Annotated in this window: 24 protein-coding genes; 14 read left to right on the top strand and 10 right to left on the bottom strand. The window is 70.2% G+C overall.

Annotated features, from left to right (window positions below; all coding sequences use genetic code 11):
• Positions 1-2 precede the first annotated feature (2 nt).
• From JI745_RS23015 to JI745_RS23030, 4 genes are read left to right on the top strand one after another with little or no spacing between them, the layout of a single operon-like run.
• Positions 3-764 carry a cysteine hydrolase family protein gene (locus JI745_RS23015; protein WP_201812139.1) on the top strand — a complete coding sequence of 254 codons (762 nt, stop codon included), beginning with the start codon at positions 3-5 and terminating at the stop codon, positions 762-764.
• The gene (locus JI745_RS23020; protein ID WP_201812140.1) at positions 761-1,228 is read left to right on the top strand and encodes a RidA family protein; all 468 of its coding nucleotides are present in this window, start codon (positions 761-763) and stop codon (positions 1,226-1,228) included. Before JI745_RS23015 ends, JI745_RS23020 begins: the two co-directional genes overlap by 4 nt.
• Before the next feature lie 41 nt (positions 1,229-1,269).
• Positions 1,270-3,327 carry an MASE1 domain-containing protein gene (locus JI745_RS23025; protein ID WP_236675101.1) on the top strand — a complete coding sequence of 686 codons (2,058 nt, stop codon included), beginning with the start codon at positions 1,270-1,272 and terminating at the stop codon, positions 3,325-3,327.
• A complete protein-coding gene (locus JI745_RS23030) occupies positions 3,317-3,988 on the top strand; it encodes a response regulator transcription factor (protein ID WP_201812142.1) in 672 nt (223 codons plus the stop codon). The genes JI745_RS23025 and JI745_RS23030 overlap by 11 nt, the downstream gene beginning before the upstream one ends.
• Here the strand turns inward: JI745_RS23030 and JI745_RS23035 are convergent.
• On the bottom strand, positions 3,966-4,646 hold the full coding sequence (locus JI745_RS23035; RefSeq protein ID WP_201812143.1) for a cupin domain-containing protein: 681 nt from the start codon (positions 4,644-4,646) through the stop codon (positions 3,966-3,968). The two genes, JI745_RS23030 and JI745_RS23035, sit on opposite strands and share 23 nt — an antisense overlap.
• 18 nt (positions 4,647-4,664) lie before the next feature.
• A complete protein-coding gene (locus JI745_RS23040; protein ID WP_201812144.1) occupies positions 4,665-5,162 on the bottom strand; it encodes a heme-binding protein in 498 nt (165 codons plus the stop codon).
• A 266-nt stretch (positions 5,163-5,428) separates the two neighbouring features.
• Between JI745_RS23040 and JI745_RS23045 the strand changes: the two genes are divergently transcribed.
• Genes JI745_RS23045 through JI745_RS23085 form a run of 9 tightly spaced genes read left to right on the top strand, consistent with a single transcriptional unit; the run spans position 5,429 to position 15,489 of the window.
• Complete coding sequence (locus JI745_RS23045; protein ID WP_201812145.1) at positions 5,429-6,442, top strand: ABC transporter permease; 1,014 nt, start codon at positions 5,429-5,431, stop codon at positions 6,440-6,442.
• Between the two features lie 2 nt (positions 6,443-6,444).
• Complete coding sequence (locus JI745_RS23050) at positions 6,445-7,308, top strand: ABC transporter permease (RefSeq protein ID WP_201812146.1); 864 nt, start codon at positions 6,445-6,447, stop codon at positions 7,306-7,308.
• Complete coding sequence (locus JI745_RS23055) at positions 7,305-8,267, top strand: ABC transporter ATP-binding protein (protein ID WP_201812147.1); 963 nt, start codon at positions 7,305-7,307, stop codon at positions 8,265-8,267. Before JI745_RS23050 ends, JI745_RS23055 begins: the two co-directional genes overlap by 4 nt.
• Before the next feature lie 2 nt (positions 8,268-8,269).
• Positions 8,270-9,280 (top strand): ABC transporter ATP-binding protein, encoded by a 1,011-nt coding sequence (locus JI745_RS23060; protein ID WP_201812148.1) that lies wholly within the window; start codon positions 8,270-8,272, stop codon positions 9,278-9,280.
• A gap of 13 nt (positions 9,281-9,293) precedes the next feature.
• Positions 9,294-10,763, top strand: coding sequence for an amidase (locus JI745_RS23065; RefSeq protein WP_236675102.1), 1,470 nt, complete (start codon positions 9,294-9,296; stop codon positions 10,761-10,763).
• 39 nt (positions 10,764-10,802) lie between these two features.
• A complete protein-coding gene (locus JI745_RS23070) occupies positions 10,803-12,407 on the top strand; it encodes an ABC transporter substrate-binding protein (RefSeq protein WP_201812149.1) in 1,605 nt (534 codons plus the stop codon).
• Entirely contained in the window at positions 12,404-13,573 is a 1,170-nt protein-coding gene (locus tag JI745_RS23075; RefSeq protein ID WP_201812150.1) for an amidase, read from the top strand. Before JI745_RS23070 ends, JI745_RS23075 begins: the two co-directional genes overlap by 4 nt.
• Positions 13,570-14,982 carry a dihydropyrimidinase gene (hydA, locus tag JI745_RS23080; RefSeq protein ID WP_201812151.1) on the top strand — a complete coding sequence of 471 codons (1,413 nt, stop codon included), beginning with the start codon at positions 13,570-13,572 and terminating at the stop codon, positions 14,980-14,982. The genes JI745_RS23075 and hydA overlap by 4 nt, the downstream gene beginning before the upstream one ends.
• Positions 14,983-15,489 (top strand): ureidoglycolate lyase, encoded by a 507-nt coding sequence (locus tag JI745_RS23085; RefSeq protein WP_201812152.1) that lies wholly within the window; start codon positions 14,983-14,985, stop codon positions 15,487-15,489.
• On the opposite strand, the gene JI745_RS23090 is transcribed toward JI745_RS23085, so the two are convergent.
• From JI745_RS23090 to JI745_RS23125, 8 genes are read right to left on the bottom strand one after another with little or no spacing between them, the layout of a single operon-like run.
• Entirely contained in the window at positions 15,486-16,787 is a 1,302-nt protein-coding gene (locus tag JI745_RS23090; protein WP_201812153.1) for an MSMEG_0569 family flavin-dependent oxidoreductase, read from the bottom strand. The two genes, JI745_RS23085 and JI745_RS23090, sit on opposite strands and share 4 nt — an antisense overlap.
• A gap of 20 nt (positions 16,788-16,807) precedes the next feature.
• The gene (locus JI745_RS23095) at positions 16,808-17,098 is read right to left on the bottom strand and encodes an MSMEG_0570 family nitrogen starvation response protein (protein ID WP_201812154.1); all 291 of its coding nucleotides are present in this window, start codon (positions 17,096-17,098) and stop codon (positions 16,808-16,810) included.
• A gap of 10 nt (positions 17,099-17,108) precedes the next feature.
• Positions 17,109-18,299: an MSMEG_0565 family glycosyltransferase gene (locus JI745_RS23100; RefSeq protein ID WP_201812155.1), complete on the bottom strand. Its 1,191-nt coding sequence runs from the start codon at positions 18,297-18,299 to the stop codon at positions 17,109-17,111.
• Positions 18,296-19,324, bottom strand: coding sequence for a sll0787 family AIR synthase-like protein (locus JI745_RS23105; RefSeq protein WP_201812156.1), 1,029 nt, complete (start codon positions 19,322-19,324; stop codon positions 18,296-18,298). The genes JI745_RS23100 and JI745_RS23105 overlap by 4 nt, the downstream gene beginning before the upstream one ends.
• A 7-nt stretch (positions 19,325-19,331) precedes the next feature.
• The gene (locus JI745_RS23110) at positions 19,332-19,901 is read right to left on the bottom strand and encodes an MSMEG_0567/Sll0786 family nitrogen starvation N-acetyltransferase (protein WP_201812157.1); all 570 of its coding nucleotides are present in this window, start codon (positions 19,899-19,901) and stop codon (positions 19,332-19,334) included.
• Positions 19,902-19,915: 14 nt separating this feature from the next.
• Positions 19,916-20,998 (bottom strand): MSMEG_0568 family radical SAM protein, encoded by a 1,083-nt coding sequence (locus JI745_RS23115; protein ID WP_201812764.1) that lies wholly within the window; start codon positions 20,996-20,998, stop codon positions 19,916-19,918.
• A 34-nt stretch (positions 20,999-21,032) separates the two neighbouring features.
• Entirely contained in the window at positions 21,033-22,025 is a 993-nt protein-coding gene (locus JI745_RS23120; protein ID WP_201812158.1) for a Nit6803 family nitrilase, read from the bottom strand.
• A gap of 1 nt (position 22,026) precedes the next feature.
• Entirely contained in the window at positions 22,027-22,509 is a 483-nt protein-coding gene (locus tag JI745_RS23125) for an MSMEG_0572/Sll0783 family nitrogen starvation response protein (protein WP_201812159.1), read from the bottom strand.
• Positions 22,510-22,795: 286 nt separating this feature from the next.
• Between JI745_RS23125 and JI745_RS23130 the strand changes: the two genes are divergently transcribed.
• Positions 22,796-24,184, top strand: a complete 1,389-nt coding sequence (locus tag JI745_RS23130; protein ID WP_201812160.1) for a PLP-dependent aminotransferase family protein — start codon at positions 22,796-22,798, stop codon at positions 24,182-24,184.
• Positions 24,185-24,421 lie beyond the last annotated feature (237 nt).

The raw sequence follows: 24,421 nt of genomic DNA on the forward strand, positions 1-24,421 counted from the left end.
CCATGAAACCGATGGGCTCCCACCTCGCCAACCGCTGGCGCGTGAGCGCCGCGCACTGCGACCTCACGCGCGCCGAACGTCGGCCGGTGCGGCCGGTCGAACTTTCGGCCGAGCCGCAGGCGGTGACGGTCGACGCCAACCGCAGCGCGCTGATCGTCGTCGACATGCAGAACGACTTCTGCGCGAAAGGCGGCTACCTCGACTACCGCGGCATCGACATCACGCCCGACCGCGCCCCCATCGAGCCGCTGCGCCGGCTCGTGCCCGCGCTGCGCGCGCAGGGGGTGCCCATCGTGTGGCTCAACTGGGGCGTGCGCCGCGACCTGCTCAACATCCACCCCTCGCTGCTGCACGCCCACACGCAGGACGGCGAGGGCGCCGGCCTCGGCGAGCGCATTCCCGGCGGCGCCGAGATCCTGCTCAAGGGCTCGTGGGGTGCGCAGATCGTCGACGAGCTGAATCCGGGCGAGCAGGACATCCACGTCAGCAAGCACCGGTTCAGCGGCTTCTGGGACACCGAGCTCGACTCCATCCTGCGCAACATGGGCCTGACCACGCTCTTCTTCGCCGGCGTGAACGCCGACCAGTGCGTGATGACCACGCTGGAAGACGCGAGCTTCCTCGGCTACGACGTGCTGATGCTGCGCGACTGCGTGGGCACCACCTCGCCGCCGTTCTGCATGCAGGCCACCGAGTACAACGTGAAGCTGCTGTATGGCTTCATGACGGACTCGGGTGCCTTGCTGTCGGGCCTGAAGGCATGAGCGCAGTCGAAGACAAGCTCGCGGAGATGGGCCTCGTGCTGCCGACGCCGCCCACGCCGATTGCCAACTTCGTGCCCTGGCGGCGCAGCGGCCGCACCGTGTATCTCGCCGGCCAGGTGTGCGAGTGGAACGGCAGCGTGCCCTACGTCGGCAAGCTCGGCCGCGAGTTCACGGTGGAGCAGGGCCAGCAGGCCGCGCGCCTGTGCGCGCTCAACCTGCTGGCCTGCCTGAAGCTCGCCTGCGAGGGCGACCTGGGCCGTGTTCAGCGCTGCCTGCGGGTGGGCGGCTTCGTGAACTGCGAGCCGGAGTTCGAGTTCGTGCCGATGGTGGTCAACGGGGCCTCCGACCTCTTCGCCGCCCTGTGGGGCGAGGACTGCGGGCGCCACGCGCGCACCGCCATCGGCGTCGCCTCGCTCCCACGCCGAGCGGCGGTGGAGGTCGACGCCATCTTCGAGACCGATTGACGCCCTCGGCACGGTTCATGCACGTTCGCGGAATGGCCTCCTTGCGATTGCCTGCCACCTTCAGCGCCTGGCCCACCGGCGGACAGGCCCGCTGGCGCTGGGCCTGCTGGTGCGTGCTCTTCGGCCTGCTCTACGGTGCGGCGGCCCGGCTCGGCCTGGCCACGTCCAGCATCGCCCCCAACGTCACGCTGGTGTGGGCGCCGACCGGCCTGAGCCTTTTCGTCTTCCTGCGCTGGGGCCCGGGCCTGTGGCCGGGCATCGTGCTCGGCGACCTGATCGCCAACGCCGGCACCGGCGCTTCGCTGGCCGCCGTGGCCGGCATCTCGCTCGGCAACCTGGCCCAGACCTTCGCCTGCTGGTGGGGCCTGCGCCGCACCGGCTTCGCGCAGGCGCTGGAGCGTGTGCGCGACGTGGTGAGCCTCATCCTGCTCGGCACCGCCTGTGCCGGCCTGAGCGCCTTGATCGGCCCGACGTCGCTGTGGCTCGACGGGCGTGTGCCCACCGACGCGTGGGCCGCCGTGGCGCTGCAATGGTGGATGGGCGACGCCGCCGGCGTGGTGGTGCTCACGCCCTTCCTGCTCATCTGGTGTCGCAGCGCGTCCGCCACCTGGACCCGCGCGCAGGTGGCGGAAGCCGCGGCACTGCTCGTGCTGCTGGCGCTGCTGTGCGCGCTCGTGTTCGGCGGCGCGCTGCTGCAGGGCCTGACCGCCACGCCGGGCTACTACCCCGCATCGCTGGCCCTGTTCCCCCTCGCGGTGTGGGCGGCGCTGCGCTTCGGCCAGCGCGGCGCCACCCTGCTCACGCTGCTCGTCACGCTCGCCGCGGTGTGGGGCACGGTGCGCGGGGCCGGCCCGTTCGTGGATGGCGGGCTCACCAGCAGCCTGGTGCGCTGGTGGGTGTTTGCGAACGTGATCACCGTGACGAGCCTGCTGCTCGCCGCCAGCCAGAGCGAGCGCGACCGGGCCCGGGCGCAGGCCATCCGTGACCGCGACTTCGGCTCCGCCATCCTCGACGCCGAGGGCGCGCTGGTGGTGGTGCTCGACGGGCAGGGCCGCATCGAGCGCGTCAACCGCAGCTTCGAACATGCGACGGGCTTCAACTCGGCCACGCTGGTCGGCCAGCGCTTCGAAGAGGCGCTGATCCCGGCCGAGCACCACGCCAAGGTCAGCGGCCATGCCGAGCTGTTGCGCCTCAAGCTCGCTGACAGGGAGAAGCTCGAAAGCCCGCTGCGCCGTCACCGCGGCCCGCCCATCACCGTGAGCTGGACGGCGACCGCCCTGCGCGACGAACACGGCAGCATGACGCACGCCATCGTCTCCGGCATCGATGTCAGCGCGCGGGTCGAGGCGGCCGATGCCTTGCGGCAGGCGCGCCGTCAACTCGAGCAGCGCGTGGCCGAACGCACCCAGGCCCTGGCCGAAGCGAATGCCGCGCTGCAGGTGCAGATGGCCGAGCGGCAGCGGCTGGAACACGAGCTGATCGCCGTCAGCGAACGCGAGCAGCAGCGCTTCGGCCAGGCCCTGCACGATGGGCTGGGCCAGCACCTGACGGCCACCGCCATCCAGGCCGAGCTGCTCGCGCGCGACCTCGAAGCGGCCGGGGCGCGCGACGCCCAGGCGAGCGCCGAGCGTGTCGAGGCGATGCTGTCGTCGGCAGTGGCGCAGACCCGGCTGCTGGCGCGCGGCCTCTACCCGGTCGAGATGGAAGAGGGCGGGCTGATGATGGCGCTGCAGCAACTGGCCGAGAACACCGAGCGCCAGCTGCGCCGCACCTGCACGCTCGAATGCCCGCGCCCGGTCGACGCGCCCGACCACATCGCCGCGGTGCACCTCTACCGCATCGCGCAGGAGGCGGTGAACAACGCGGTGAAGCACGCACCGGGCGCGGCCATCGGCATTGCGCTGGGGCAGCAGGCGGGGGCGCTGACGCTGCGCGCGCGCAACCCGCTGCCGGCGGCGATCGGCGCGGCGGAAGGGCAGGGCATCGGGCTGCGCATCATGCGGCACCGTGCCCAGCTCATCGGCGCCACCTTCCATGCCGGTGCCAGCGATGGCGCGTGGCAGGTCGAGGTCACCTGGAGGTCCCCGAATGAACGCTGACACGAAGAAGACCCGCGTCCTGATCGTCGACGACCACCCCATCCTGCGGCATGGCATCGCGCAGCTCGTGGGCCGCGAAAGCGACTTCGAGGCGTGCTCCGAAGCGGGCTCGGTCGACGAGGCCTTGGCCGTGCTCGCCGAGCAACCCGCCGATGTCGCCATCGTCGACCTGTCGCTCGAAGAGCAATCGGGCCTGGAGTTGATCCGCCGGGCGAAGGCACGCCATCCGGCCTTGCAGTGTCTCGTGCTCTCGATGCACGACGAGCGCCTGCATGCCGAGCGCGCCCTGCGGGCCGGTGCCCGCGGCTATCTGATGAAACAGGAGGCCACGCGCAAGATCGTGGCCGCGCTGCGGCAGGTGCGCGCAGGGCGCATCTACCTCAGCGAAACGGTGTCGAGCGACATCCTCGCCCGCCTGGCGAGTGGTACCGAGCGCAGCGACCCGGCGGGCGGTGCCGTCGGTGGCCTGAGCGACCGCGAGATGGAAGTGCTGCGTCTCATCGGCCGCGGCCTCAAGACCGGCGAGATCGCGCGCAGCCTGCACCGCAGCGTGCACACCATCGAGACGCATCGCGCCAACATCAAGCGCAAGCTGGGCCTGCGCACCTCGGGCGACCTGGCCCGGGCGGCGTTCAAGCTCAGTGAACCTGCGGCGTGTTGACCCACAGCACACGCGCCGTCACGGTGCCCGGGTTGCGGTAGCTGTTGGTGAGGTGGTTCTTGAAGAAGAAGGAATCACCCGCGTTGAGCGTGTAGCTGGTCGCCTCGACCGTCAGCTCGAGCTGCCCCTCGACCACGTAGCCCAGCGTTTCGCCCTGGTGAGTGATGGGGTCGTTCTTCAGGCCGCCGGGCTCCACCACGTGGATGTTGCCTTCGAGCAGGTTGCCGGCGCCGAAGGGCACCAGGCGTTCGTAGCTCACGCGCTGGCCTTCGCGGATGGGGTCGGTGTGGGCCACAGGGCGTTGCCCGTTGCGCAGCACCATGGCCGGCGAGTTGGGGTCTGAGCCGAAGAAGGAGGCGAGGTCGCGGCCCAGTGCATCGACCAGGCGCTGCAGCATGGGCAGCGAGGGCACCACGCGCCCGGCCTCGATCTTCGACACCATGCTCTCGGTGCAGCCCACCTTGTCGGCCAGGTCGCGCATGCGGATGCCGGCGAGCAGGCGCGCATGGCGCAGGCGGCCGCCGACCTGCAGGTCGTCGCGGCGGGGTGCCGCCGCAGCCGCGGCGGTCTTGGCGGGCTTGGCGGCCTTGGTCTGAGGAGCCGTGGAAGGCTTCTTCTTGGCGGCGGGCCGGGTCGAGGTCTTTGCTGAAGTGGCCATGAGCTGTGTGGTGCGCCCTCAGCTGCGGACGGGCAGCGGGTGCGAGCCCCGGATGATGCCTGTGTCTTCCGCACCCATCGGCGTGAAGTCGTCGTAGAGGTCGGCGCCGGGGATCGCCGCCGCACCGGCGCGCGCGACGGCCAGGTCTTGCGCGCCGGTGCCCGAGCCCGCCGCCACCGCGCCGACGACGAAGCCGTCGACACGGATCGGCAGCCCGCCGATGAGGTTGGTCCACTTCGATTCGTGGGCGAGCGTGACCTGCAGCTCGACGTCGGCATGCGCCCCGCCGGTGGGGGCGGCCGAGAGCGCCGCGGTGCGCGCCTTGTTGGTCGACGAGATGACGCTCAGCGCCTTGGCGCCATCCATGCGCGCGAAGGCGAGCAGGTTGCCGCCGAGGTCGACCACCGCGATGCACATCGGCTGGCCGATGGCGTGCGCGTGGGCGATGGCGGCCTGCAGCACGCGCTGCGCGCCGTGCAGGGTCAGCTGCCGGGCCGGGGTGGTGTCGTCGCTCATGGGATCTCTCCTTGTCTTCCCTCGATGCCCGAAGCAAGCGCTGCGCCACCTCGCGATGCACTGGCATTGTCAGTCAAGTCACTTTCCTGTGCATCTTGAAAGTGCAGATGCGCGGAACGGGTGCGCCCCTCTGTCGTGCCATGGGCGAAACGAGCCGGCCCCACAAACGTGCGGGCGAGGCCGACATGCCTCTGTGGCAAGTCACGAGACGCATGGGCGCGTTTGGTGCGGCGCCACATTGGCATGCGATATGCGTTGAGTGCCACATGGCCTTCGTCTGGAAACGACTCCTCGGCACGGTGCCCAGCCTGGCGGGCATCGTGGTCATCACGTTTCTGCTGTCGCACGCGCTGCCGGGCGACCCGGCGGCCTACTTCGCCGGGCCGGCGGCCAACGATGAGTCGATCGCGCAGATCCGCGCCAAGCTCGGGCTCGACAAGCCGCTCATCGAGCAGTTCTTCCGCTACCTCGGCGACCTGGCGCAGGGCAACCTCGGCACCTCGCTCACCACCGGCCAGCCGGTGCTGCACGACCTGCTGGTGCGCCTGCCCGCGTCGCTCGAGCTGAGCGTGTGTGCGCTGGTCTTCGCGCTCGCCTTCGCGATCCCGATGGGGGTGCTGGCCGCGACCAAGCCCGATTCGTGGGTCGATCACCTGTGCCGCGGCAGCATCACCGTGGGCTCGGCCTTCCCCACCTTCTTCGTCGGGCTGGTGCTGGTGTATGTCTTCTATTTCCTGCTCGACCTCGCGCCGCAGCCGGTGGGCCGGCTCAACGAGATCCTCAATTCCCCGCCGCCCACGGTGACCGGCGCCTACCTCATCGACAGCCTGCTCGCCGGTGACGGCGCGACCTTCCGTGCCGCGGCCGGCCAGCTCGTGCTGCCCTCCATCGCGCTCGGTCTCTTTGCGCTCGCGCCCATCGCGCGCATCACCCGTGCCGCGATGCTGGGCGCGCTGGGTTCCGACTTCGTGCGCACCGCGCGCGCCGGCGGCCTGGCGCCGCGCACGGTGATCTTCACCTACGCGTTTCGCAATGCGCTGCTGCCGCTCGCCAACGTGATGGGCATGGTGTTCAGCTTCCTGCTCGGCTCCAACGTGCTGATCGAGCAGGTGTTCGGCTGGCAAGGCATCGGCGCCTATGCGGTGAGCGCGGTGCTGGCCTCCGACTACGCGGCGGTGCAGGGCTTCGTGCTGATGATGGCGGTGCTCTACATCCTGCTCAACCTCGCGGTCGACATCGCCAGCACGCTGATCGACCCGCGCGTGCGCTTCGAGGGGTGACCATGCAACTCGCCCCTCGCTTGCCCCTGCTGGTCCGCAACGCACGCTACGTCTTCGGCGAGAACCGACTCACGCTCGTCGCCGTCCTCATCCTCGCGCTGCTCCTGCTGTGCGCGCTCTTCGGGCCCTGGCTCGCGCCCTACGACCCGCTGATGACCGACGGCACGGCGCGCCTGCAGCCGCCCTCGGCCGCGCACTGGTTCGGCACCGATGCGCTGGGCCGCGACATCCTCAGCCGCGTCATCGTCGCCGCCCGGCTCGACCTCGGCATGGCGATCTCGGCGGTGGCGCTCTCCTTCGCCATCGGCCTCGCGCTCGGGGCCCTGGCCGGGTACTTCGGCGGCTGGACCGACCGCCTGCTCGGCCGGCTGATGGACACCATCATGGCGTTTCCGCTCTTCGTGCTGGCCATGGGGATCGTCGCGGCGCTGGGCAACAACGTGCTCAACATCATCATCGCGACCATCGTCATCAACCTGCCGTTCTACTTCCGCTTCGCCCGCGGCGAGGTCAATGTGCGGCGCGACCTGGGCTACGTGGAGGCGGCGCGCATGGGCGGCAACACGCCGCTGCAGGTGCTGATGCACCACATCGTGCCCAACATCCTGCCGCCGATGGCGGTGCAGGCCTCGCTCAACATGGGCTGGGCCATCCTCAACGCGGCTGGCCTGTCCTTCATCGGCCTCGGCGTGCGCGCTCCCACGCCGGAGTGGGGAATCATGGTGTCGGAGGGCGCGAGCAACATCATCTCGGGCGAGTGGTGGACCTTCGCCTTCCCCGGCATGGCGCTGGTGCTGGCGGTGTTCTGCTTCAACCTGCTGGGCGACGGCCTGCGCGACCTGCTGGATCCGCGGAGGCGCACATGACGGCGCTTCTTGATGTGAGCGATCTGTCGCTCAACTTCCGCACTCGCCACGGCACGGTGAAGGCGCTCGAAAACGTCTCGCTCAGCATCGAGCGCGGCGAGATCGTCGGCGTGGTCGGCGAGAGCGGGTCCGGCAAGTCCGTCATGGCCTACACCGTGATGGGCCTGCAGGACGACGCGGCGCGCATCGAAGGCGGCGCCATCACCTTCGGCGGCACCGACCTGCTCAAGGCCACGCCCTCGGCGCTCGGCGAGCTGCGCGGGCGCGAGCTGTCGATGATCTTCCAGAGCCCGCGCACCGCGCTCAACCCGATCCGCAAGGTGGGCCACCAGATCGAAGACGTGCTGAGCCGCCACGCCGCGGTGAAGCGTGAGGACCTGAAGCAGCGTGCCGTGCAGGCGCTCGCACGCGTGCGCATCCCCGACCCCGAGCGCCGCTACCACGCCTACCCCTTCGAACTCTCGGGCGGCATGTGCCAGCGTGTGATGATCGCGATGGCGCTCGCCTGCACGCCGGCACTCCTGATCGCCGACGAGCCCACCACCGGGCTCGACGTCACCACCCAGGCGGTGATCCTCGACCTGATCCGCGACATGAGCCGCAGCCAGCGCATGGCCACGCTGCTCATCACCCACGACCTCGGCCTCGCCGGCGAGTACTGCGACCGCATCGCAGTGATGCACGCCGGCCACCTGGTCGAAGTGGCGCCCACCGAGGCGCTGCTGCGCGCGCCCGCACATCCGTACACCCGCCAACTGCTGGCCGCCACGCCCACGCCGCAGACCACGCTGATGGGCCTGTCGGCCATTCCAGGGCAGCTGCCCGACCTGCGCGGCGAGTTGCCGGTGTGCCGTTTCCAGCACCGCTGCACCCGGGCCACCGCTGCCTGCAGCGAGGCGCCCCTCGACTGGGTCGAGCTCGGCCCGGGCCACCGCGTGCGCTGCCGCCACCCGTCATGAACATGCCTGAACGTCTGCACGACATGAACGCTGCGCTGGAGGCGCCGGCACCGCCTGCGCTGCTGGACGTGCAAAAGCTCGTCAAGCACTACCCCGTGAGCGGCGGAAAGCTGCTGCATGCGGTCGACGACGTCAGCTTGAGCATCGGCCACGGCGAGTGCGTAGGCCTGGTGGGCGAGTCGGGCTGCGGCAAGTCGACGCTTGCGCGCCTGCTGGCCCAGCTCGTCACGCCCACTTCGGGCCGCGTGCTGTTCGACGGCCAGGACCTGAGCGCGATGACGCCACGCCAACTGGTGCGCTCGCCGCTGCGCGCGCGCATCCAGATGGTGTTCCAGGACCCGACCGAAAGCCTCAACCCATCGATGCGCGTGTTCGACGCCATCGCCGACCCGCTGCGCCGCCTGCTGAAGATCCGCGACCGCAGCGAGCTCGACACCCGTGTGCGCCGCGCCGCCGAGATGGTCGGCCTGCCCGACGAGCTGGTGCTGCGCTACCCGCACCAGCTCTCGGGCGGCCAGCGCGCCCGCGTCGGCATCGCGCGCGCCATCGTGGTGGAGCCTTCGCTGCTGATCCTCGACGAGCCCACCTCGGCGCTCGACGTCTCGGTGCAGGCGGTGATCCTGCGCCTGCTCGACGAGCTGCGCGGGCGCCTGGGCATGAGCTACCTCTTCGTCTCGCACGACCTCAACGTGGTGCGGCTGCTGTGCGAGCGCATCGTGGTGATGTACCTCGGCAAGGTGGTCGAGGTGGCGCCGGCCGAGACGCTCTTCACCGCGCCCGCCCACCCCTACACCCAGGCCCTGATCGCCGCCATTCCCGACCCCGCACGCCGCGGCGAGCAGCGCCTGCGGCTCGAAGGCTCGCCCCGCAGCCCCATCGCGCCCGACCCGCAGAGCTGCCGCTTCCACGGCCGCTGCCCCCAAGGCACCGAGCGCTGCGTGAGCGCGATGCCGGTGCTGCAGCGGGTGGGCGAGGGCCATCTCGCCGCCTGCCACTTCGCCTTGAACGCCTGACGAAAGGATCCGCATGAGCACTTCATCCGCCGACAACGCCATCTGCCGCATGGACGCGGTCACGCTGGCCAAGCGCATCCGCTCCAAGGAGCTCTCGGCCACCGAGGTCACCGAGGCCGTGCTGCGACGCATGGACGTGCTGGAGCCCTACCTCCACGCCTTCTGCACGCCCACGCCCGAGGTGGCCCGTGCGGCCGCGAAAGCGGTCGATGCGCAGATCGCGAAGGGCGAGCCCATCGGCCCGCTCGCCGGCGTGCCCATCGGCATCAAGGACCTGGTGGCCACCAAGGGCATCAAGACCGTGATGGGCTCCAAGCTCTACGAGGAGTTCATCCCCGACGAAGACGACATCGTGGTCGAGCGCCTGAAGGCCGCGGGCGCGGTGATCATCGGCAAGACCAACGTGCCCGAGTTCGGCTACAGCGGGGTGGGCCACAACCCGGTCTTCGAGACCACGCGCAACCCGTGGAACCTCGCCATGACCTCGGGCGGCTCGAGCGCCGGCTCGGGCGCCTCGGTGGCCACCGGCGTGGCGCCGTTCGCCATCGGCAGCGATGGGGGCGGCTCGGTGCGCATCCCGTCGGCGCACTGCGGCCTCTACGGCATCAAGGCCTCGATGGGCCGCGTCGCGCTGTACCCCGGCTGCCGCGACGAGCGTTACCCCGGCGTGTCGAGCTGGGAGACGCTGGAGCACATCGGCCCCATGAGCCGCACTGTCGCCGACTCGGCGCTGATGCTGAGCGTGATCGCCGGCCCCGACCCGCGCGACCGCTATTCCATCCCCGCGGCCGACTTCGACTACCTCGAGGCCGCGCAGCCGTCCAGCCTCAAGGGCCTGCGCATCGCCTACAGCGAAGACTGGGGCTACGCCGCCGTCGACCCCGAGGTGCGGCGCGTGGTGAGCGAAGCGGTGGCGGTGTTCGAGAAGGAGCTCGGCTGCCACGTCGAGCGGGCCAACCCCGGCTGGCGCTCTGACGCCGGTGCCACCTTCTGGACGCTCGTCGCCGCCGACACCGACCTCACCGGCATGCGCAAGCTCATCGCCGGCCGCGAGCACGAGATCTCGCCGCACCTGGTCGACCTGGTGATGAAGCCGTGGACCGGCGCCGACTTCACCGACGCACACACCCAGCGCAAGGCCATCTGCAACACGATGTGGCGCTTCATGTCGAACTACGACCTGCTGATCACGCCCACGCTCGCAGTGCCGCCCTTCCCGGTGCACATGCAGGGCCCCGAGATCATCGAAGGCCGCATGGGCCGCAACGCCGACTGGCTGTGCTTCACCTTCCCGGCCAACCTCACCGGGCAACCGGCCGCGTCCATCCCCGCCGGCTTCACGAAAGACGGCCTGCCGGTCGGCCTGCAGATCATCGGCCGCCATCTCGACGACCGCACCGTGCTCAGGGCGAGTGCCGCCTTCGAGCAGGCGCGGCCGTGGGCGCAGCACTGGCCCGCGCTGCTCGATCAACTTGGTCTCTGACGTCTCCCGTTCACCTCACACCCATCGCAAGGAATCGCCATGCCACTCACCACACTTCGCCGCAGCGCCGCCCTGGCCCTGCTGGCGGCCGCGCTCGTGATGCCCGCCCTCGCGGCCCCGCCGAAAGACACCCTCGTCATCGTCTCGGAGATGGGCCCGAACGGCCTCGACACGATGGTGCCCACCGCCAACGACCACAGCCGCATGGTCGCGTGGCATGTGTACGACCGGCTGGTGAGCCACGGGCAGAAGAAGCTGCCCGACGGCAACGCGTCGTACGACGCCACCGTGCTCACGCCCGAGCTCGCCGAGCGCTGGGAGATCAGCCCTGACAGACGCGTCTACACCTTCTTCCTGCGCAAGAACGCCAAGTTCCACGACGGCACGCCGGTCACCGCGAAAGACGTGAAGTGGTCCTTCGACCGCGCGGTGGCCGCGGGCGGCTTCCCGGCCGTGCAGATGGCGGCCGGCTCGCTCGACGACCCGAAGAAGTTCTCGGTCGTCGACGACTACACCTTCCGCATCACGCTCGACAAGCCCAACAAGCTCATCCTCCCCGACCTGGTGGTGCCGGTGCCGGTGATCGTGAACTCCACGCTCGCCAAGAAGCACGCCACGCCGGCCGACCCGTGGGCGCTGGAATGGGTGTCGCGCAATGGCGCGGGCGGCGGCGCCTACAAGATCGAGTCGTGGACGCCGGGGCAGCAGACGGTGTTCGTGCGCTTCGACGACTGGAAGTCGGGCCCGCTGCCCAAGCTCAAGAAGGTGATCTACCGCCAGATCGCCTCGGCCGGCACGCGCCGCGCGCTGCTGGAGAAAGGCGACGTCGACATCTCCGTCGGCCTGCCGCCGAAGGACTACGCCGAGCTCGCCAAGAGCCCCAAGGTCAAGGTGATCGGCGTGCCGGTGCAGAACGACCTGATCTTCGTGGACATGAACACCAAGATCAAACCCTTCGACAACCCGAAGGTGCGCCAGGCCATCTCGTACGCCATCCCGTACAAGGAAATCCTGTCCAGTGCCCTCTACAACCGCGGTGTCGGCATGTTCGGCGGTGATCCGAGCAAGCCCTATGCGCCAACCTGGCCCGTGCCCATCAAGTACACGACCGATCTCGCCAAGGCCAAGGCGCTGCTCGCCGAAGCCGGTTTCCCCAACGGCTTCAAGACCACGCTGTCGTTCGACCTCAGCGAAGCCACGGTGCGTGAGCCCACCGCCATCCTGATCCAGGAGTCTCTGAAGAAGATCGGCGTGGAGGTCACGCTGGAGAAGGTGCCGGGCTCCAACTGGTTTGCCCAGATGGCGAGCAAGACCATGCCGATGGTGATCGCCGAGTTCTACGGCTGGCTCGACTACCCCGAGTACTTCTTCTTCTGGAACTTCGACGGCAAGAACAACGCGGTGTTCAACACCGCCAACTACACCAACCCGACGCTCGACGAGCAGATCGAGATCGCCCGCTTCGCGTCGGACGAGAAGGTCTACAAGACCGCCCTGCAGAAGATGGTCGACATCGTGATGACCGACCTGCCGCGCATCCCGCTGTACACCCGCTTCTCCGACTTCGCGATGCAGAAGAACGTGCAAGGGTTTGAATATTGGTTCCACACCCACCCTGACTTCCGGAAGTTCTACAAGGAATGACGGGCGCCTTCGTTCCGCAGACCGAGGTGAGGGTGACTGGCGCGGCCGAAGGGCCGCTCCAGGGACTGCGCTTCGCGGCGAAGGACCTGTTTGACGTGGCGGGCCACGTCACCGGAGCCGGCAACCCCACCTGGGCGGCCACGCACGCGCCGGCCACCGCGCATGCGTGGGCCGTGCAGCGTCTGCTGGACGCGGGCGCATCGCTCGTCGGCAAGGCCATCACCGACGAGATCTCGCTCGGCCTCCTGGGCATCAACCGTTTCGATGGCACGCCGCTCAATCCGCGTGCGCCCGACCGGGTGCCGGGCGGATCATCCAGCGGCTCGGCGTCCGCGGTGGCGTGTGGCCTGGCCGACATCGCGCTCGGCACCGACTCGGGCGGCTCGGTGCGCACGCCGGCGAGCTTCTGCGGCCTGTATGGCCTGCGGCCGACGCACGGTGCCATCTCCGTCGAGGGCATGGTCACGCAGTCGCCGAGCTTCGACACGGCCGGCTTCTTCGCGGCCGATGCGGCCATCTTCATGCGCGTGGGCGACGTGCTGCTGCCGCCGGGCGGCACCGGCCGCATCGACCAGCTGCTGGTGGCGAGCGACGTCGTGGCCTTGTGCGATGCGCCGGTGCAGGCCGCCTTCCACGGCGCGCTCACGCAGCTCGCACCCCGCGTGGCCGAGCTGCACGCGGTCACGCTCGCACCCGAGGGCCTCACGCTCTGGTGTGCGCACCAGCAGCGCCTGCAGTGCTTCGAGTTCGGCCGCACCTTCGCGCCCTGGGTGGCACAGTACAACCCGGTGTTCTCGTACGACGTGGCGCAGACGCTGCTGCAGGCGCAGGCGCTGCAGGAACACGAGGTGGCGCCCTCGCGCCTGGTGCGGGCCGCCGTGCGCGAGCGGCTCGACGAGCTGCTCGGCGGCCACCGCCTGCTGTGCCTGCCGACCGTGCCCATCCTGCCCATCCGGCGTGACGCCACGCTGCCCGAGATGCAGCAGGCGGTCGGCCGCATCCTCCAGCTCACCTGCATCGCCGGCCTCACCGGCCTGCCGCAGGTGAGCCTGCCGCTGGCACACAGCCAGGGCATCCCGGTCGGCATCTCGCTGATCGGCCCGCGCGGCAGCGACAGGCTGCTGCTGTCGCTTGCACGCGAACTCGAAAGGACCATGCTGCGATGAGCGCCACCCTGATCCGAGGCGGCCGGGTGATCACCGCGACCGACGACTACCTGGCCGACGTGCTGCTGCAAGACGGCATCGTGCACGCCATCGCCCGCGACATGGCGGTCGGCCCCGACGTGAAGGTGGTCGACGCGAGCGGGCTCTACGTGCTGCCCGGCGGTGTCGACACCCACGTGCACCTGGAAAACGTGATCGGGCCGACGATCACCTGCGACACCTTCGCCAGCGGCACCAAGGCGGCAGCCTTTGGCGGCACCACCACGGTGGTCGACTTCGCCCTGCAGACCGCGGCCGACTCGCCGCTGGAAGCCATCGCCCGCGCCCAGCGCAGCGCGGAGCCGCAGGTCTGCATCGACTACAGCCTGCACTGCATCGTGACACGCGTCGATGCGCAGGTGCTGGCCGACGTGAAGCACGCCATGCGCCACGAGGGCGTGACGAGCTTCAAGATGTTCATGGCCTACCCCGGCGTGATGATGGCCGACGACGCGGCCATCTTCCAGATGCTGCGCCAGGTGGGCGCCGACGGTGGCATGGTCGCCCTGCATGCCGAAAACGGCACGGTGATCGACCTGCTGATCAAGGAGGCGCTCGCCGCCGGCCACACCGCGCCGCGCTACCACGCGATGACGCGCCCGGCGCTGATGGAAGGCGAAGCCACGCACCGCGGCATCCGCCTGGCGGAGCTGGCCGAAGCGCCGATCTACTTCGTGCACGTCTCGTCGAACCAGGCCCTGAAGCACATCGTGGCCGCGCGCGACGAGGGCATCCCCGTCTTTGCGGAGACCTGCCCGCACTACCTGCTGTTCGACGACTCGGTGTATTCGAGCGACGACTTCGAGATCGCCAAATACGTGATGACGCCGCCGCTGCGCACCACCGACGACCAGAACCACCTGTGGCGTGCGCTGCGCTACGACGACCTGCAGGTGATCGCGACCGACCACTGCCCCTTCTGCATGAAGGAGGGCCACCTGGGCTACCAGCTGCAGAAGATGCGCGGGAAAGACGACTTCTCGCTCATCCCCAACGGCGCGCCGGGCATCGAGACGCGGCTGGTGAGCCTCTACGACATCGGCGTGATGCAGGGCCGCCTGTCGCTCAACCGCTTCGTGCAGCTCACCTCGACCACGCCAGCCAAGCTCTTCGGCCTCTTCCCGAAGAAGGGCACGATCGCCATCGGCAGCGACGCCGACGTGGTGCTCTTCAACCCCAACGCCACGCAGACCATCCATGCCGAGCATCTGCACAGCCAGTGCGACTACACGCTGCTCGAAGGGCGCACGCTGCAGGGGCGGGTGGAGAAGGTGTTCCTGCGCGGCGAGCTGATCGTCGACGGTGCCGAGTGGAAAGGCCGCGAAGGCATGGGCCAGTTCGTGCGGCGCGGCGAGGTGAGGGCGTTCTAGGTGCGTCGCCCCCTTCCGTTCGAGCCCTTGACGGCGGCAGCCTTCGCGCCCTTCGGCGACGTCGTCGAGGTCGCTTCGGCCTCGCGCCATTTCACGATCAACGAAGGCTACGCCGAGCGCTATGACGACCTGGCCCGCATCGACGTCGACCGCGAGGGCGGCCGGCCGAAGCTCAGCATCTTCCGCGCGTTGCCGCGCGAGCTGCCCTTCGCCCTCTCGGTGATCGAACGGCACCCGCTGGGCAGCCAGGCCTTCATCCCCATGTCGTGCCGGCCCTATCTCGTGGTGGTCTGCGAAGGGGCCGATGCGCCCGACCTCGGCACGCTGCGCTGTTTCACCGCCCGGGCCGGGCAGGGCGTCAACTACGCGCCGGGCACCTGGCACCACCCCTTGCTTGCGCTGGAGGCACCGTGCGACTTCCTGGTGATCGACCGGGCAGGCGAAGGCAACAACTGCGACGAAGTGCGGCTGCCCGCCGGTGTCATCTGGATCGGCTCGACGCCCTAGACGACCGCGAGGTCGACGAGCGTGCTCGGCGCACCCGTCGCTTTCGTCTTTGTCGATCGCAGCTCCGTCACCCGCTGCACCACGAACGCCGCATCCCGCGCCACACCCGAGAAGCGCCCCGAGCCCCAGGTGTGCAGCCACGGCAGGCCGATGAAGTAGAGGCCGGGCACACGCGTGATCCCGCGCTCGTGCACCGGGTGGCCGCGGCCGTTGAAGACCGGGGCATCGAGCCAGCGGAAATCGGGTGCGAAGCCGATGCACCACACCACGCTCGCGACGCCCGCCTCCCTCAGCGACAAGGTCTCGCGCTCCTCACTCGGCTGCCACACCGGCTCGTACACGCTCGCGGGCGGCGCCTGCAGGCGCTGCTCGTCGATGTAGCGGTCGATCGAGGCGTTGATGCCGTTGTAGGTGCGGTCGGCCTGGTCGAGCACCTCGCGCAGGCGCGGGGCGAAGCGCAGCGTGTCGCCGTCGGCGTCGAGGCCGGTGAGCGCACCGTAGAGCTCCATGCCTTCGATGGCGAAGCGGCGCAAGTCGATGTCGCGCCCACCGTCGCGGCCGGTCACGTAGTGGTTGGTGTTGTCGCGCACGCCTTCGCGCAGCGGGTGCTGGCCCACCGGCATGTCGTAGTAGCCCATGTCGGCCAGCCAGTCGACCACGTCGCGGCCGCGGTAGAAGCGCGCGCAGCGCGGCGCATCGCCCACCGCCAGCACCACCTCGCGGCCGGCGAGGTGCAGGTCTTCGGCGATCTGCGCGCCGCTCTGGCCCGAGCCGACCACCAGCACCTTGCCGGGCGGCAACTGCGCGGCGTTGCGGTACTGCGCCGAATGGAGCTGCACCACCGGCGCCGGCAAGCGCTCGGCCAGGCGCGGCACGATGGGCTCGTGGTAGCCGCCCGAGGCGACGACGACCTGTTGCGCGGTGCACTCGCCCTCGCTGCTGCGCACGAGGAAGCCACCCTCGGGCAGCGGCTTCACCAGCTCCACCGCCACACCCTCGCGCAGTGGCGCGTCCACGTAGTCGCGAAACGCATCCAGGTACTGCACGATCTCCTCGCGCTTCATGAAGCCGTGCGGGTCGTCACCGCGATACGGATAGCCCGGCAATGCGCACTGCCAGTTGGGCGTGACGAGGCAGAAGTTGTCCCAGCGCTGCGTGCGCCACACGTGCATCGCGCGGTGCTTCTCGAACACCACGTGCTCGATGCCTTCGGTCTTCAGGCCGTGGCTGATGGACAGGCCGGCCTGGCCGCCGCCGACGACGACGACTTCGTGATGCGGCAGGGTGGGGTTCTTCATGTCGGTACTCCGGTGAAAGCTCAGGCAGGTTCGAACGCGAGCACCCGCACGCGGGCCTCGGCGTCGTGGGCGAACGAGGCCGCATGCGCCTCGGTCTGCAGCAGCTGGTCGGCGGCGCGCGAGCAGGCGAAGCCGAATTTCTCGCGCACCCGCTCGCTCGCGATGGCGGTGGCCTCGCGCACGCGGCGCAGCAGCTCGGGCAGCGGGTAGTCCTCGCCGGGCGTGAGGTAGTCGTGGATCACGAGCGAGGGCGAGTAGCAGAGGGTCTCGCTGGCATCGGGCCAGCGAAGGCGGTAGTGCATGGCGGGCATGGGGTCGGTCTCAGAGGGTGAGTGCTTCAACACGCTTGTCGGCGGATGCGTGCAGCGTGCGCAGGTACCAGGCTTCGTGCAGCGCTGCGCTGCGCTCCCACGCATGGGCCTGGCACACGGCCGGCGGTGCGCCGAGCTTGGGCGTGCGCGCAGCCGATTGCAGGCCGGCGGCGATGGACTCGATGCGCTCCGGGTCGCACCACGCGACGGCCGGCGTCTCCCGCAGGTGCTCGGTGAACGGCGGGCGGTTGGACACCAGCACCGGTGTGCCGCACGCCAGCGCTTCGAGCGCGACGAGGCCGAAGCCTTCGACGAGCGAGGGCATGGCCAGCACGTCGGCGCGGCGCATCAGCGTGGGCAGCATCTCGTCGGGCAGCGGGCCGGTGCGCAGTACCGGGGCACCGGGCCCTTCGCCGAGGCCGAGCTCGCCCAGCGCCTGCTGCCAGGCGCGGCGGGCGCTGCCGTGGTCGAGCATGCTGGCGCCACCGGCCACCACCAGGCGGGCCTGGGCCCACGCGGGGTCGTCGCGGCGCAGCGTGGCGAAGGCGTGCAGCACCCGCACGGTGTTCTTGCGCTCCTCCACGCCGCCGACCAGCAGGCACACCGGGCCGGCGTCGTCGGCCAGCCCGAGCGACTGCAGGCGGGGCCCATCGAGCGTATCGGCCGCCGGTCGGTAGCGGCGCAGGTCGACGCCGTTGTACATGCGCGCCGGCTGCACGCCGAAGTGCTCGCGGAAATGCGCGCACCAGGTGTCGCTGACACAGGCCACGCCATCGGCCTCACGCCAGGCGCGCGCCTGCCAACGGTTGAGCGTCTCCTGCGCGAAGACGTCGAGGTGGTGCACCGTGCGCAGCCAGGGCGGCACATGGACGCCACGCTCGCGCAGCAGGGCGAGGGCGTTGCCGCTGACGCTGTCTTGCGCATGCAGCAGCTCGAAGCCGCCTCGCCGCAGCACGGCGGGCAAGGACGCGACCAGAGCGTCGATGCGCTGCCGCACCTGCTCCACCAGGTCGCCGGTCAGCACCGGCAGGCGGACCAGCTCGACCGGAAACGCCGTCGCACGGAACAGCGTCTCGCCCGGCTCGGCCGAGGCGATCACCGTCACGCGGTGGCCGCGCTGCACCAGCGCGTCGGCCAGCTCCAGCGTGTGGATCACGCCGCCGCGCGGGTGCACCGAGTGCGTGAGCAGGGCGATGTTCATGCAGCCGCCTTGTGCGTGGGCAGCGCGGGCGCGGCGCCGATGAAGGGCTCGGCCGCCAGGTCCCACAGCATTGTCTGCGCGTCGCCGAGCTGCAGCGTCAGGCGAGCGCCGGGCTGCACGGTGCCGATGTCGGCGCAGGCAATGCCGTGCGAATCGAACACCTCCTGCACCACCTCGGCCTGCGCTTCGCGCACGCTCAGCAGGTAGCCGTAGCTTGGGAAGGCGCAGAGCCAGCGCAGGTGCGCCGCGAAAGCGGCCTCACCGGTCTCGTGCCAGCCGGGCGTGCCGGGCGGCAGCGGCAGGCGCGCGAGGTCCACGTGCGCGCCGGCGCCGGAACATTCCAGCAGCATCAGCAGCGTGCCCAGCACGCCCGCCATGCTGATGTCCTTGCCGGCATCGCACAGGCCGGCTTCGGCAATCTGAGGCAGCAGCGCCAGGTCGGCGCGCAGCCGCTCGGCCGGTGCCGAGGTCGAGGCATTCCAGAACGGGTGGCCGCCCTGCCATTCCCCGCGCAGGTCGACGGCCATCAGCAGCCGGTCGCCGGGCCGCGCCGCAAAGCTGCTGATCAGCCGCTTCGCGCGGCCGAGCACGGCCACCGCGAGCTGGCCGTGGCCCGCGTGCAGGTTGCTGTGGCCGCCGACCAGCGGCACCCCGTAGCGCTCGCACGCGGCGCGCATGCCGGCCAGCAGCTGCTGCGCCACTTCGGGCTCGCCGGCCCACAGCGCATCCACCACCGCCAGCGGCCGCCCGCCCATCGCGGCGATGTCGCTCAGGTTGACCATCACGCCGCTGTAGCCGGCGAACCAGGGCATGGCGGCGATGAAGTCCTGCACCAGGCCTTCGATGGCGAGCAGCAGGTGGCCGTCGCCACTGGCATCGGGCAGCACGGCGCAGTCGTCACCGTTGGGCACGCTCGTGACGCCGGCCACCGAGCCCAGCTGCGGCAGCACCGCGGCGATGTCGCGCTTGTGCGCGAAGCCGCGGCTCTGGCGCAGCGCCTGGGCGAGTTGCGTCAGGTGGTCCATCGTCGCCTCAGCCTTGCGTGAGCACGAAGCCGGCATACGGCGTGGGGCAGGGTGGGTAGTGGGCGAGCGAGGCGCGCATCCAGCCATGCGGCCGGCCATGCAGCTCGCGCATCTCCAGCAGCTCCCAGTTCAGGCGCTGGAAGAGCGGCACGTTCTGCGCCTGCACGTGCGCCAGGAATTCATCGCAGCCGAGCGCATGCGCGCTGCTCACCGCCAGGCGGATCAGGCTGGAGCCCAGCCGCTTGTGCTGCCGCCAGTCGGCCCGCACCGCCAGGCGCGAGCCCCACCACACGCCGGGTGCGGCCTGGTGGATGCGTACGGTGCCGATCACCTCGTCGGCCTCGCCGGCCAGGCAGGTGAGCGCCACCAGCGAGCGCGTGCTCGGCTCGTGGCGGTCGATGTCGTCGAGGTCGTCGTGCACGAAGACGCGCTGCTCCTCGCAGAACACCTGCCGCCGCAGCGCCAGCGCCTCGCGCTCCATCCACGGGTCGCTGGCCCACTGGATGCGGAAGCCCTGCGGCGTGTACGACGGGTCGAGCTCGCACCAGGGTTGCGGGTGGAAGGCGTGGAGCTGCATCGTGTTCTCCTTCGTCAAACGGCGAGCGGGGCTTCGTAGCGAGACAAGGTGGAGCAGGCCGCGCAACGCCCGCAGCCCGCCTTGATGTCGCCGGCGCGCAGGCCGGCATCGGCCACCAGCCGGCCCAGCGGCTCCAGCACGCTGCGCATGAACTCGGCCGACGGGGCGGGCCGGTCTTCGAGCGGCGTGCCGCTGATGGGCACGAAGGGCACGACGAAGGGGTAGACCCCCATCGCCAGCAGCCGCTCGCTGGTCGCGAGCAGCAGCTCGGCGCTGTCGCCCAGGCCGGCGAGCAGGTAGGTGCTGACCTGGCCGCGGCCGAACACCTCGACCGCCGCCTCGAACGCATCCCAATAGCGGCTCATCGGCACCTCGGCCTTGCCGGGCAGGATCTCGCGCCGCAGCGCGTCGCCGATCACTTCCAGGTGCATGCCCAGCGTGTCGACACCCGCGTCCTTCATGCGCTGGAACCACGCATCGGTGTCGGGCGGCTCGCACTGCGCCTGCAGCGGCAGGTCGACCGCGGCGCGGATGGCCTCGGCGCTGTCGCACAGCACCTTGGCGCCACGGTCGGGCGTAGGCGGCGTGCCGGTGGTCATCACCATGTGCTTCACGCCATCGAGCTCGACCGCGGCCTTCGCCACCTCGGCGAGCTGCGCCGGTGTCTTGTGCGCGACGGTGCGGCCGGCCGCGAGCGACTGGCCGATGGCGCAGAAGCGGCAGGCTTTGCGCCGGCTCTCGTAGCGGATGCAGGTCTGCAGCACGGTGGTGGCGAGCACATCGCTGCCGTGCAGCGTGGCGATGTGCGAATACGGAATGCCGTCGGCCGTGCTGCGCGCATAGAAGCGCGGCTGCCGCGGGAAGCTCACGCTCGCGATCGGGATGCTGCCTTTGCGCAATACGCTGCGGCCGTCGGGCCCGGGCGCGTCGGCGACGAAGGGCGAGCTGAAGGCGGTGTGGGTGTGCACCGGCACCATCAGCGTCACGCCATCGACCGTCACCGCCTTGTGGTCCGACGGGCCGGCGCCGCCGCGGCGGCTGGCCGCGCCCGCGCCGGGGTCGAGCAGGCGCAGGCCCTGCGACTGCAGCTCGGTCATCAAGGCGCGCGAGGCTTCGGGCATCGCGAGGGCTTCAGTCATGGGGAACTCCTTCGGGCAAGGGCAGGGCGGTTTCTTGAGAGGGCGCAGACGGCCACGGCTGCGTGGTGCTGGTCGCGTCGCGGCGGATCACCAGGCTCAGCAGCTCGGGGCGCGCGTAGTGGCCCACCGAATCCATCATGCGTTTGCGCTTGGTGATGAGCGCCATGTCGAGGTCGGCGATCACCAGGCCTTCGCCTTCGGTCAGCGGCTCGGCGAGGTACTTGCCTTCCGGCGACACGATGGCCGTGTGGCAGCCGCCACGCAGCGCGCCCTGCAGCTTCTCGTCGGCCGTGACGGCGCGCACCTGCGCCTCGTGCAGCCAGCCGGTGGCGTTGACGACGAAGCAGCCCGACTCCAGCGCGTGGTGGCGGATGGTCACGCCCATCTGGTCGGCAAAGATCTGGCCGACCAGCGAGCCGGGGAACTGCGCGCAGTGGATCTCTTCGTGCTGCCCCATCAGCGCGTAGCGGGCGAGCGGGTTGTAGTGCTCCCAGCAGGCCAGCGCGCCGACGCGGCCCACGCGCGTGTCGACGGTGGTGAGGCCGGCGCCATCGCCCTGGCCCCACACCATGCGCTCGTGGTAGGTCGGCGTGATCTTGCGGCGCTTGAGCAGCAGGCGGCCGTCGGCGTCGAAGATCACCTGCGTGTTGTAGAGGCTGCCGTGGTCGCGCTCGTTGACGCCGAGCACGATCACCATGCCGGCCTCGCGTGCGGCTGCCGCCACCGCATCGGTCAGCGGCCCCGGCACGGTGGGCGCGCGCTCCATCAGGAGCAGGTGCGCCGGCCCCTGCTGCACCGGCGGCTGCACGAAGCTGAAGTAGGGGTAGTAGGGCACGAAGGTCTCGGGGAAGACGATCAGCTCCACGCCCTTGCGCGAGGCCTCGCGCACGGTCTCGAGCACGCGGGCGAGCGTGCCGTCGGCACTCTCCAGATCGGGCGAGATCTGGGCCGCCGCGGCGCGCACCGACTTCGGCTTCGTGCTCATCTCACAGCGTCCAGGTGTCGAGGATGAACGCACCCTCTTTGCGATGGAGCAGCACGATGTCGAGCACGTCGAGCGGGTTGATCGGGCGGATGCCTTCGATCAGCGCGCCTTCGCCGTGGCCGTAGAGCGCCTGCAGCGCGAAGCGGCAGGCGTAGACCTTGCCGCCCTCGGCGATGAACTTGCCGATCTGCTCGTTGAAGTTCTGGTGGCCGGGGAAGGCCGCGTCGCCCAGCTTCGGGAAGCCGCGCTTCACGCCCAGCGTGACGCCCGGGCCGTAGAGCAGGATCGAGGTGTCGAAGCCCTTGCGTTGCAGCCGCGTGGCCTGCAGCAGGTTGACGAAGCCGATCGAGCCTTCGAAAGCCACGGTGTGGAAGGTGACCAGCGCCTTCTCGCCGGGCTTGGCCTTGACGTCCTCGAACACCTTCTCTTCGTAGTCGACCAGGAAATCGCCCTTCTGGGCGGCGGGGTGGGTGACCTTGGGCATGTGAGTCCTCGCGTGGTGGTTGGGCCGGCACGGCGCCGGACGCTCCTCTCTTTGCGAGCGACATGCCACGCCGCGGCGCGGGCGGCCGATCAACATGCGATCAACGGGGCGTCACGGGCACGGCACACCACGACGGCCCACCGCAGGCACGCCGATGCGCCCCGCACCATCAGACGGCAGCCGATGCGATCAATGCACCCGATCAATGGCCGGCGTGCACCTGGAATGGCCGCGCATCACGAGGGCGAGGCCGTGCAATCAAGCCGTGCGACAGGCACACTGGGCCATGCCGTTCACGCACTGGATCGCTCGCATTCGCCACAGCAGCCTGCCGGCGTATCAGCTCATCCCCGAGCTGATCGCCGAAGACCTGCAGCAGGGCCGGCTCGCCCCGCGCCAGCGCCTGCCGCCGCTGCGCGACCTGGCCGTCACGCTGCAGCTCAACTACACGACGGTGGTGCGCGGCTTCGCCTCGGCCCGCGAGCGCGGGCTCATCGCCTCTCGCCCCGGCATGGGCTCGTACGTGCGCGGCTCCTTCATCGGCCTGCCGCTGCGCGCCGGCACCGGCGCCGAGATGACGATGAACATGCCGCCCGAGATCGAGGACCACCCCGCGATGCAGGCGCTGCAGCAGAGCGCCGCCGAGGCCATCACCCACTCGACGCTGCACGACCTGATGCGGTATCAAGACTTCGGCGGCACCGCGCACGACCGCGAACTCGCCGCGCACTGGCTCGCGCAGTGGGTGCCCGAGGCCAAGGCCGACCGGGTGCTGGTGGCGCCGGGCATCCACGCCGTGCTGCTGGCGCTGATGTCGATGCTGGTGAAGCCGGGCCAGAGCCTGTGCGTCGAGAGCCTGGTGTACCCCGGCCTGAAGGCCATCGCCGCGCAGCTGGGCACCCAGCTCCTGCCGATCACGATGGACGAGCACGGCCTGGTGCCCGAGGAGCTGGAGGCCGCGTGCAAGAGCACACCCGTGGGCGCGATCTACCTCTGCCCGAACATCCACAACCCCACCACCGCCACGCTGCCCATGCGCCGCCGCGAGCAGATCGCCGACATCGCGCTGCGCTTGAGCATCCCCATCATCGAAGACGACGCCTACGGCATGCTGCCCGCCGCCACGCCGCCGGCGCTGGCCGACTACGCCGGCGCGCTGACCTACTACATCAGCGGTTTGTCGAAGTGGCTGGGCGCCGGCATGCGCGTGGCCTACGTGCTCGCGCCGACGCACGCCGCCCAGCAGCGCCTGGCCGGCGCCCTGCGCGCGACGACGGTGATGGCCTCGCCCTTCATCAACGCGGTGGTGTCGCACTGGCTGGAGCAGGGGCATGGGCGCGAGGTGCTGGCGGCGGTGCGGGCGGAGTGCGGGTGGCGCAGTGCGCTGATGCGGGAGCGGCTCGGGGCGTATGGGCTGCGGGTGCACCCGCAGGGGTTCCATGGGTGGTTGCCGCTACCGGAAGGGGATGCCAACGGGGGCTCGTCGGCCACGCAGATTGCGGGTGCGTTGCGGGAGCTTGGGGTGGCGGCGGTGGCGGCCAGTGCGTTCTCGACGGATCGGCAGCCGCCGGAAGGGTTGCGGCTGTGCTTAGGGGGTGGGCTGAATCGGGATGACTGTGGGCGGGCGTTGCGCGCCGTGGAGCGGGCGCTTGGCGGGGCGGAGGTGTTCGAGTGATCTGCGCTCGTTGTGATGCCGCGTCTCAGTGACAGCGCTCTTGTACTGCGCCGGTAAGCGCAATGGTCCCAACGAATGACTCATTAAGACTGGGTGCTGCCGCTCGAGTGCGGCTGATGGGCGACTGCCTAGACTGAGAGCAGTCGTTCGCGACGCCAGCTATTCGAAGTCCACTGCGCCTGCTGAACGTCACTCGAGATTTGCCAACCGTATGACGCTCCGTGAGAGACAGCTTCC

This window comes from Piscinibacter sp. HJYY11, assembly GCF_016735515.1.
Taxonomy (GTDB): domain Bacteria; phylum Pseudomonadota; class Gammaproteobacteria; order Burkholderiales; family Burkholderiaceae_C; genus Rhizobacter.

What these genes read in the sequence shown, in the direction of transcription:
- JI745_RS23015 (WP_201812139.1), top strand. Translation starts at nt 3, where the DNA reads ATGAAACCGATGGGCTCCCACCTCGCCAACCGCTGGCGCGTGAGCGCC.
- JI745_RS23020 (WP_201812140.1), top strand. Translation starts at nt 761, where the DNA reads ATGAGCGCAGTCGAAGACAAGCTCGCGGAGATGGGCCTCGTGCTGCCG.
- JI745_RS23030 (WP_201812142.1), top strand. Translation starts at nt 3,317, where the DNA reads ATGAACGCTGACACGAAGAAGACCCGCGTCCTGATCGTCGACGACCAC.
- JI745_RS23035 (WP_201812143.1), bottom strand. Translation starts at nt 4,646, where the DNA reads ATGGCCACTTCAGCAAAGACCTCGACCCGGCCCGCCGCCAAGAAGAAG.
- JI745_RS23040 (WP_201812144.1), bottom strand. Translation starts at nt 5,162, where the DNA reads ATGAGCGACGACACCACCCCGGCCCGGCAGCTGACCCTGCACGGCGCG.
- JI745_RS23045 (WP_201812145.1), top strand. Translation starts at nt 5,429, where the DNA reads ATGGCCTTCGTCTGGAAACGACTCCTCGGCACGGTGCCCAGCCTGGCG.
- JI745_RS23050 (WP_201812146.1), top strand. Translation starts at nt 6,445, where the DNA reads ATGCAACTCGCCCCTCGCTTGCCCCTGCTGGTCCGCAACGCACGCTAC.
- JI745_RS23055 (WP_201812147.1), top strand. Translation starts at nt 7,305, where the DNA reads ATGACGGCGCTTCTTGATGTGAGCGATCTGTCGCTCAACTTCCGCACT.
- JI745_RS23060 (WP_201812148.1), top strand. Translation starts at nt 8,270, where the DNA reads ATGCCTGAACGTCTGCACGACATGAACGCTGCGCTGGAGGCGCCGGCA.
- JI745_RS23065 (WP_236675102.1), top strand. Translation starts at nt 9,294, where the DNA reads ATGAGCACTTCATCCGCCGACAACGCCATCTGCCGCATGGACGCGGTC.
- JI745_RS23070 (WP_201812149.1), top strand. Translation starts at nt 10,803, where the DNA reads ATGCCACTCACCACACTTCGCCGCAGCGCCGCCCTGGCCCTGCTGGCG.
- JI745_RS23075 (WP_201812150.1), top strand. Translation starts at nt 12,404, where the DNA reads ATGACGGGCGCCTTCGTTCCGCAGACCGAGGTGAGGGTGACTGGCGCG.
- hydA (WP_201812151.1), top strand. Translation starts at nt 13,570, where the DNA reads ATGAGCGCCACCCTGATCCGAGGCGGCCGGGTGATCACCGCGACCGAC.
- JI745_RS23090 (WP_201812153.1), bottom strand. Translation starts at nt 16,787, where the DNA reads ATGAAGAACCCCACCCTGCCGCATCACGAAGTCGTCGTCGTCGGCGGC.
- JI745_RS23095 (WP_201812154.1), bottom strand. Translation starts at nt 17,098, where the DNA reads ATGCCCGCCATGCACTACCGCCTTCGCTGGCCCGATGCCAGCGAGACC.
- JI745_RS23100 (WP_201812155.1), bottom strand. Translation starts at nt 18,299, where the DNA reads ATGAACATCGCCCTGCTCACGCACTCGGTGCACCCGCGCGGCGGCGTG.
- JI745_RS23105 (WP_201812156.1), bottom strand. Translation starts at nt 19,324, where the DNA reads ATGGACCACCTGACGCAACTCGCCCAGGCGCTGCGCCAGAGCCGCGGC.
- JI745_RS23110 (WP_201812157.1), bottom strand. Translation starts at nt 19,901, where the DNA reads ATGCAGCTCCACGCCTTCCACCCGCAACCCTGGTGCGAGCTCGACCCG.
- JI745_RS23115 (WP_201812764.1), bottom strand. Translation starts at nt 20,998, where the DNA reads ATGACCGAGCTGCAGTCGCAGGGCCTGCGCCTGCTCGACCCCGGCGCG.
- JI745_RS23120 (WP_201812158.1), bottom strand. Translation starts at nt 22,025, where the DNA reads ATGAGCACGAAGCCGAAGTCGGTGCGCGCCGCGGCGGCCCAGATCTCG.
- JI745_RS23125 (WP_201812159.1), bottom strand. Translation starts at nt 22,509, where the DNA reads ATGCCCAAGGTCACCCACCCCGCCGCCCAGAAGGGCGATTTCCTGGTC.
- JI745_RS23130 (WP_201812160.1), top strand. Translation starts at nt 22,796, where the DNA reads ATGCCGTTCACGCACTGGATCGCTCGCATTCGCCACAGCAGCCTGCCG.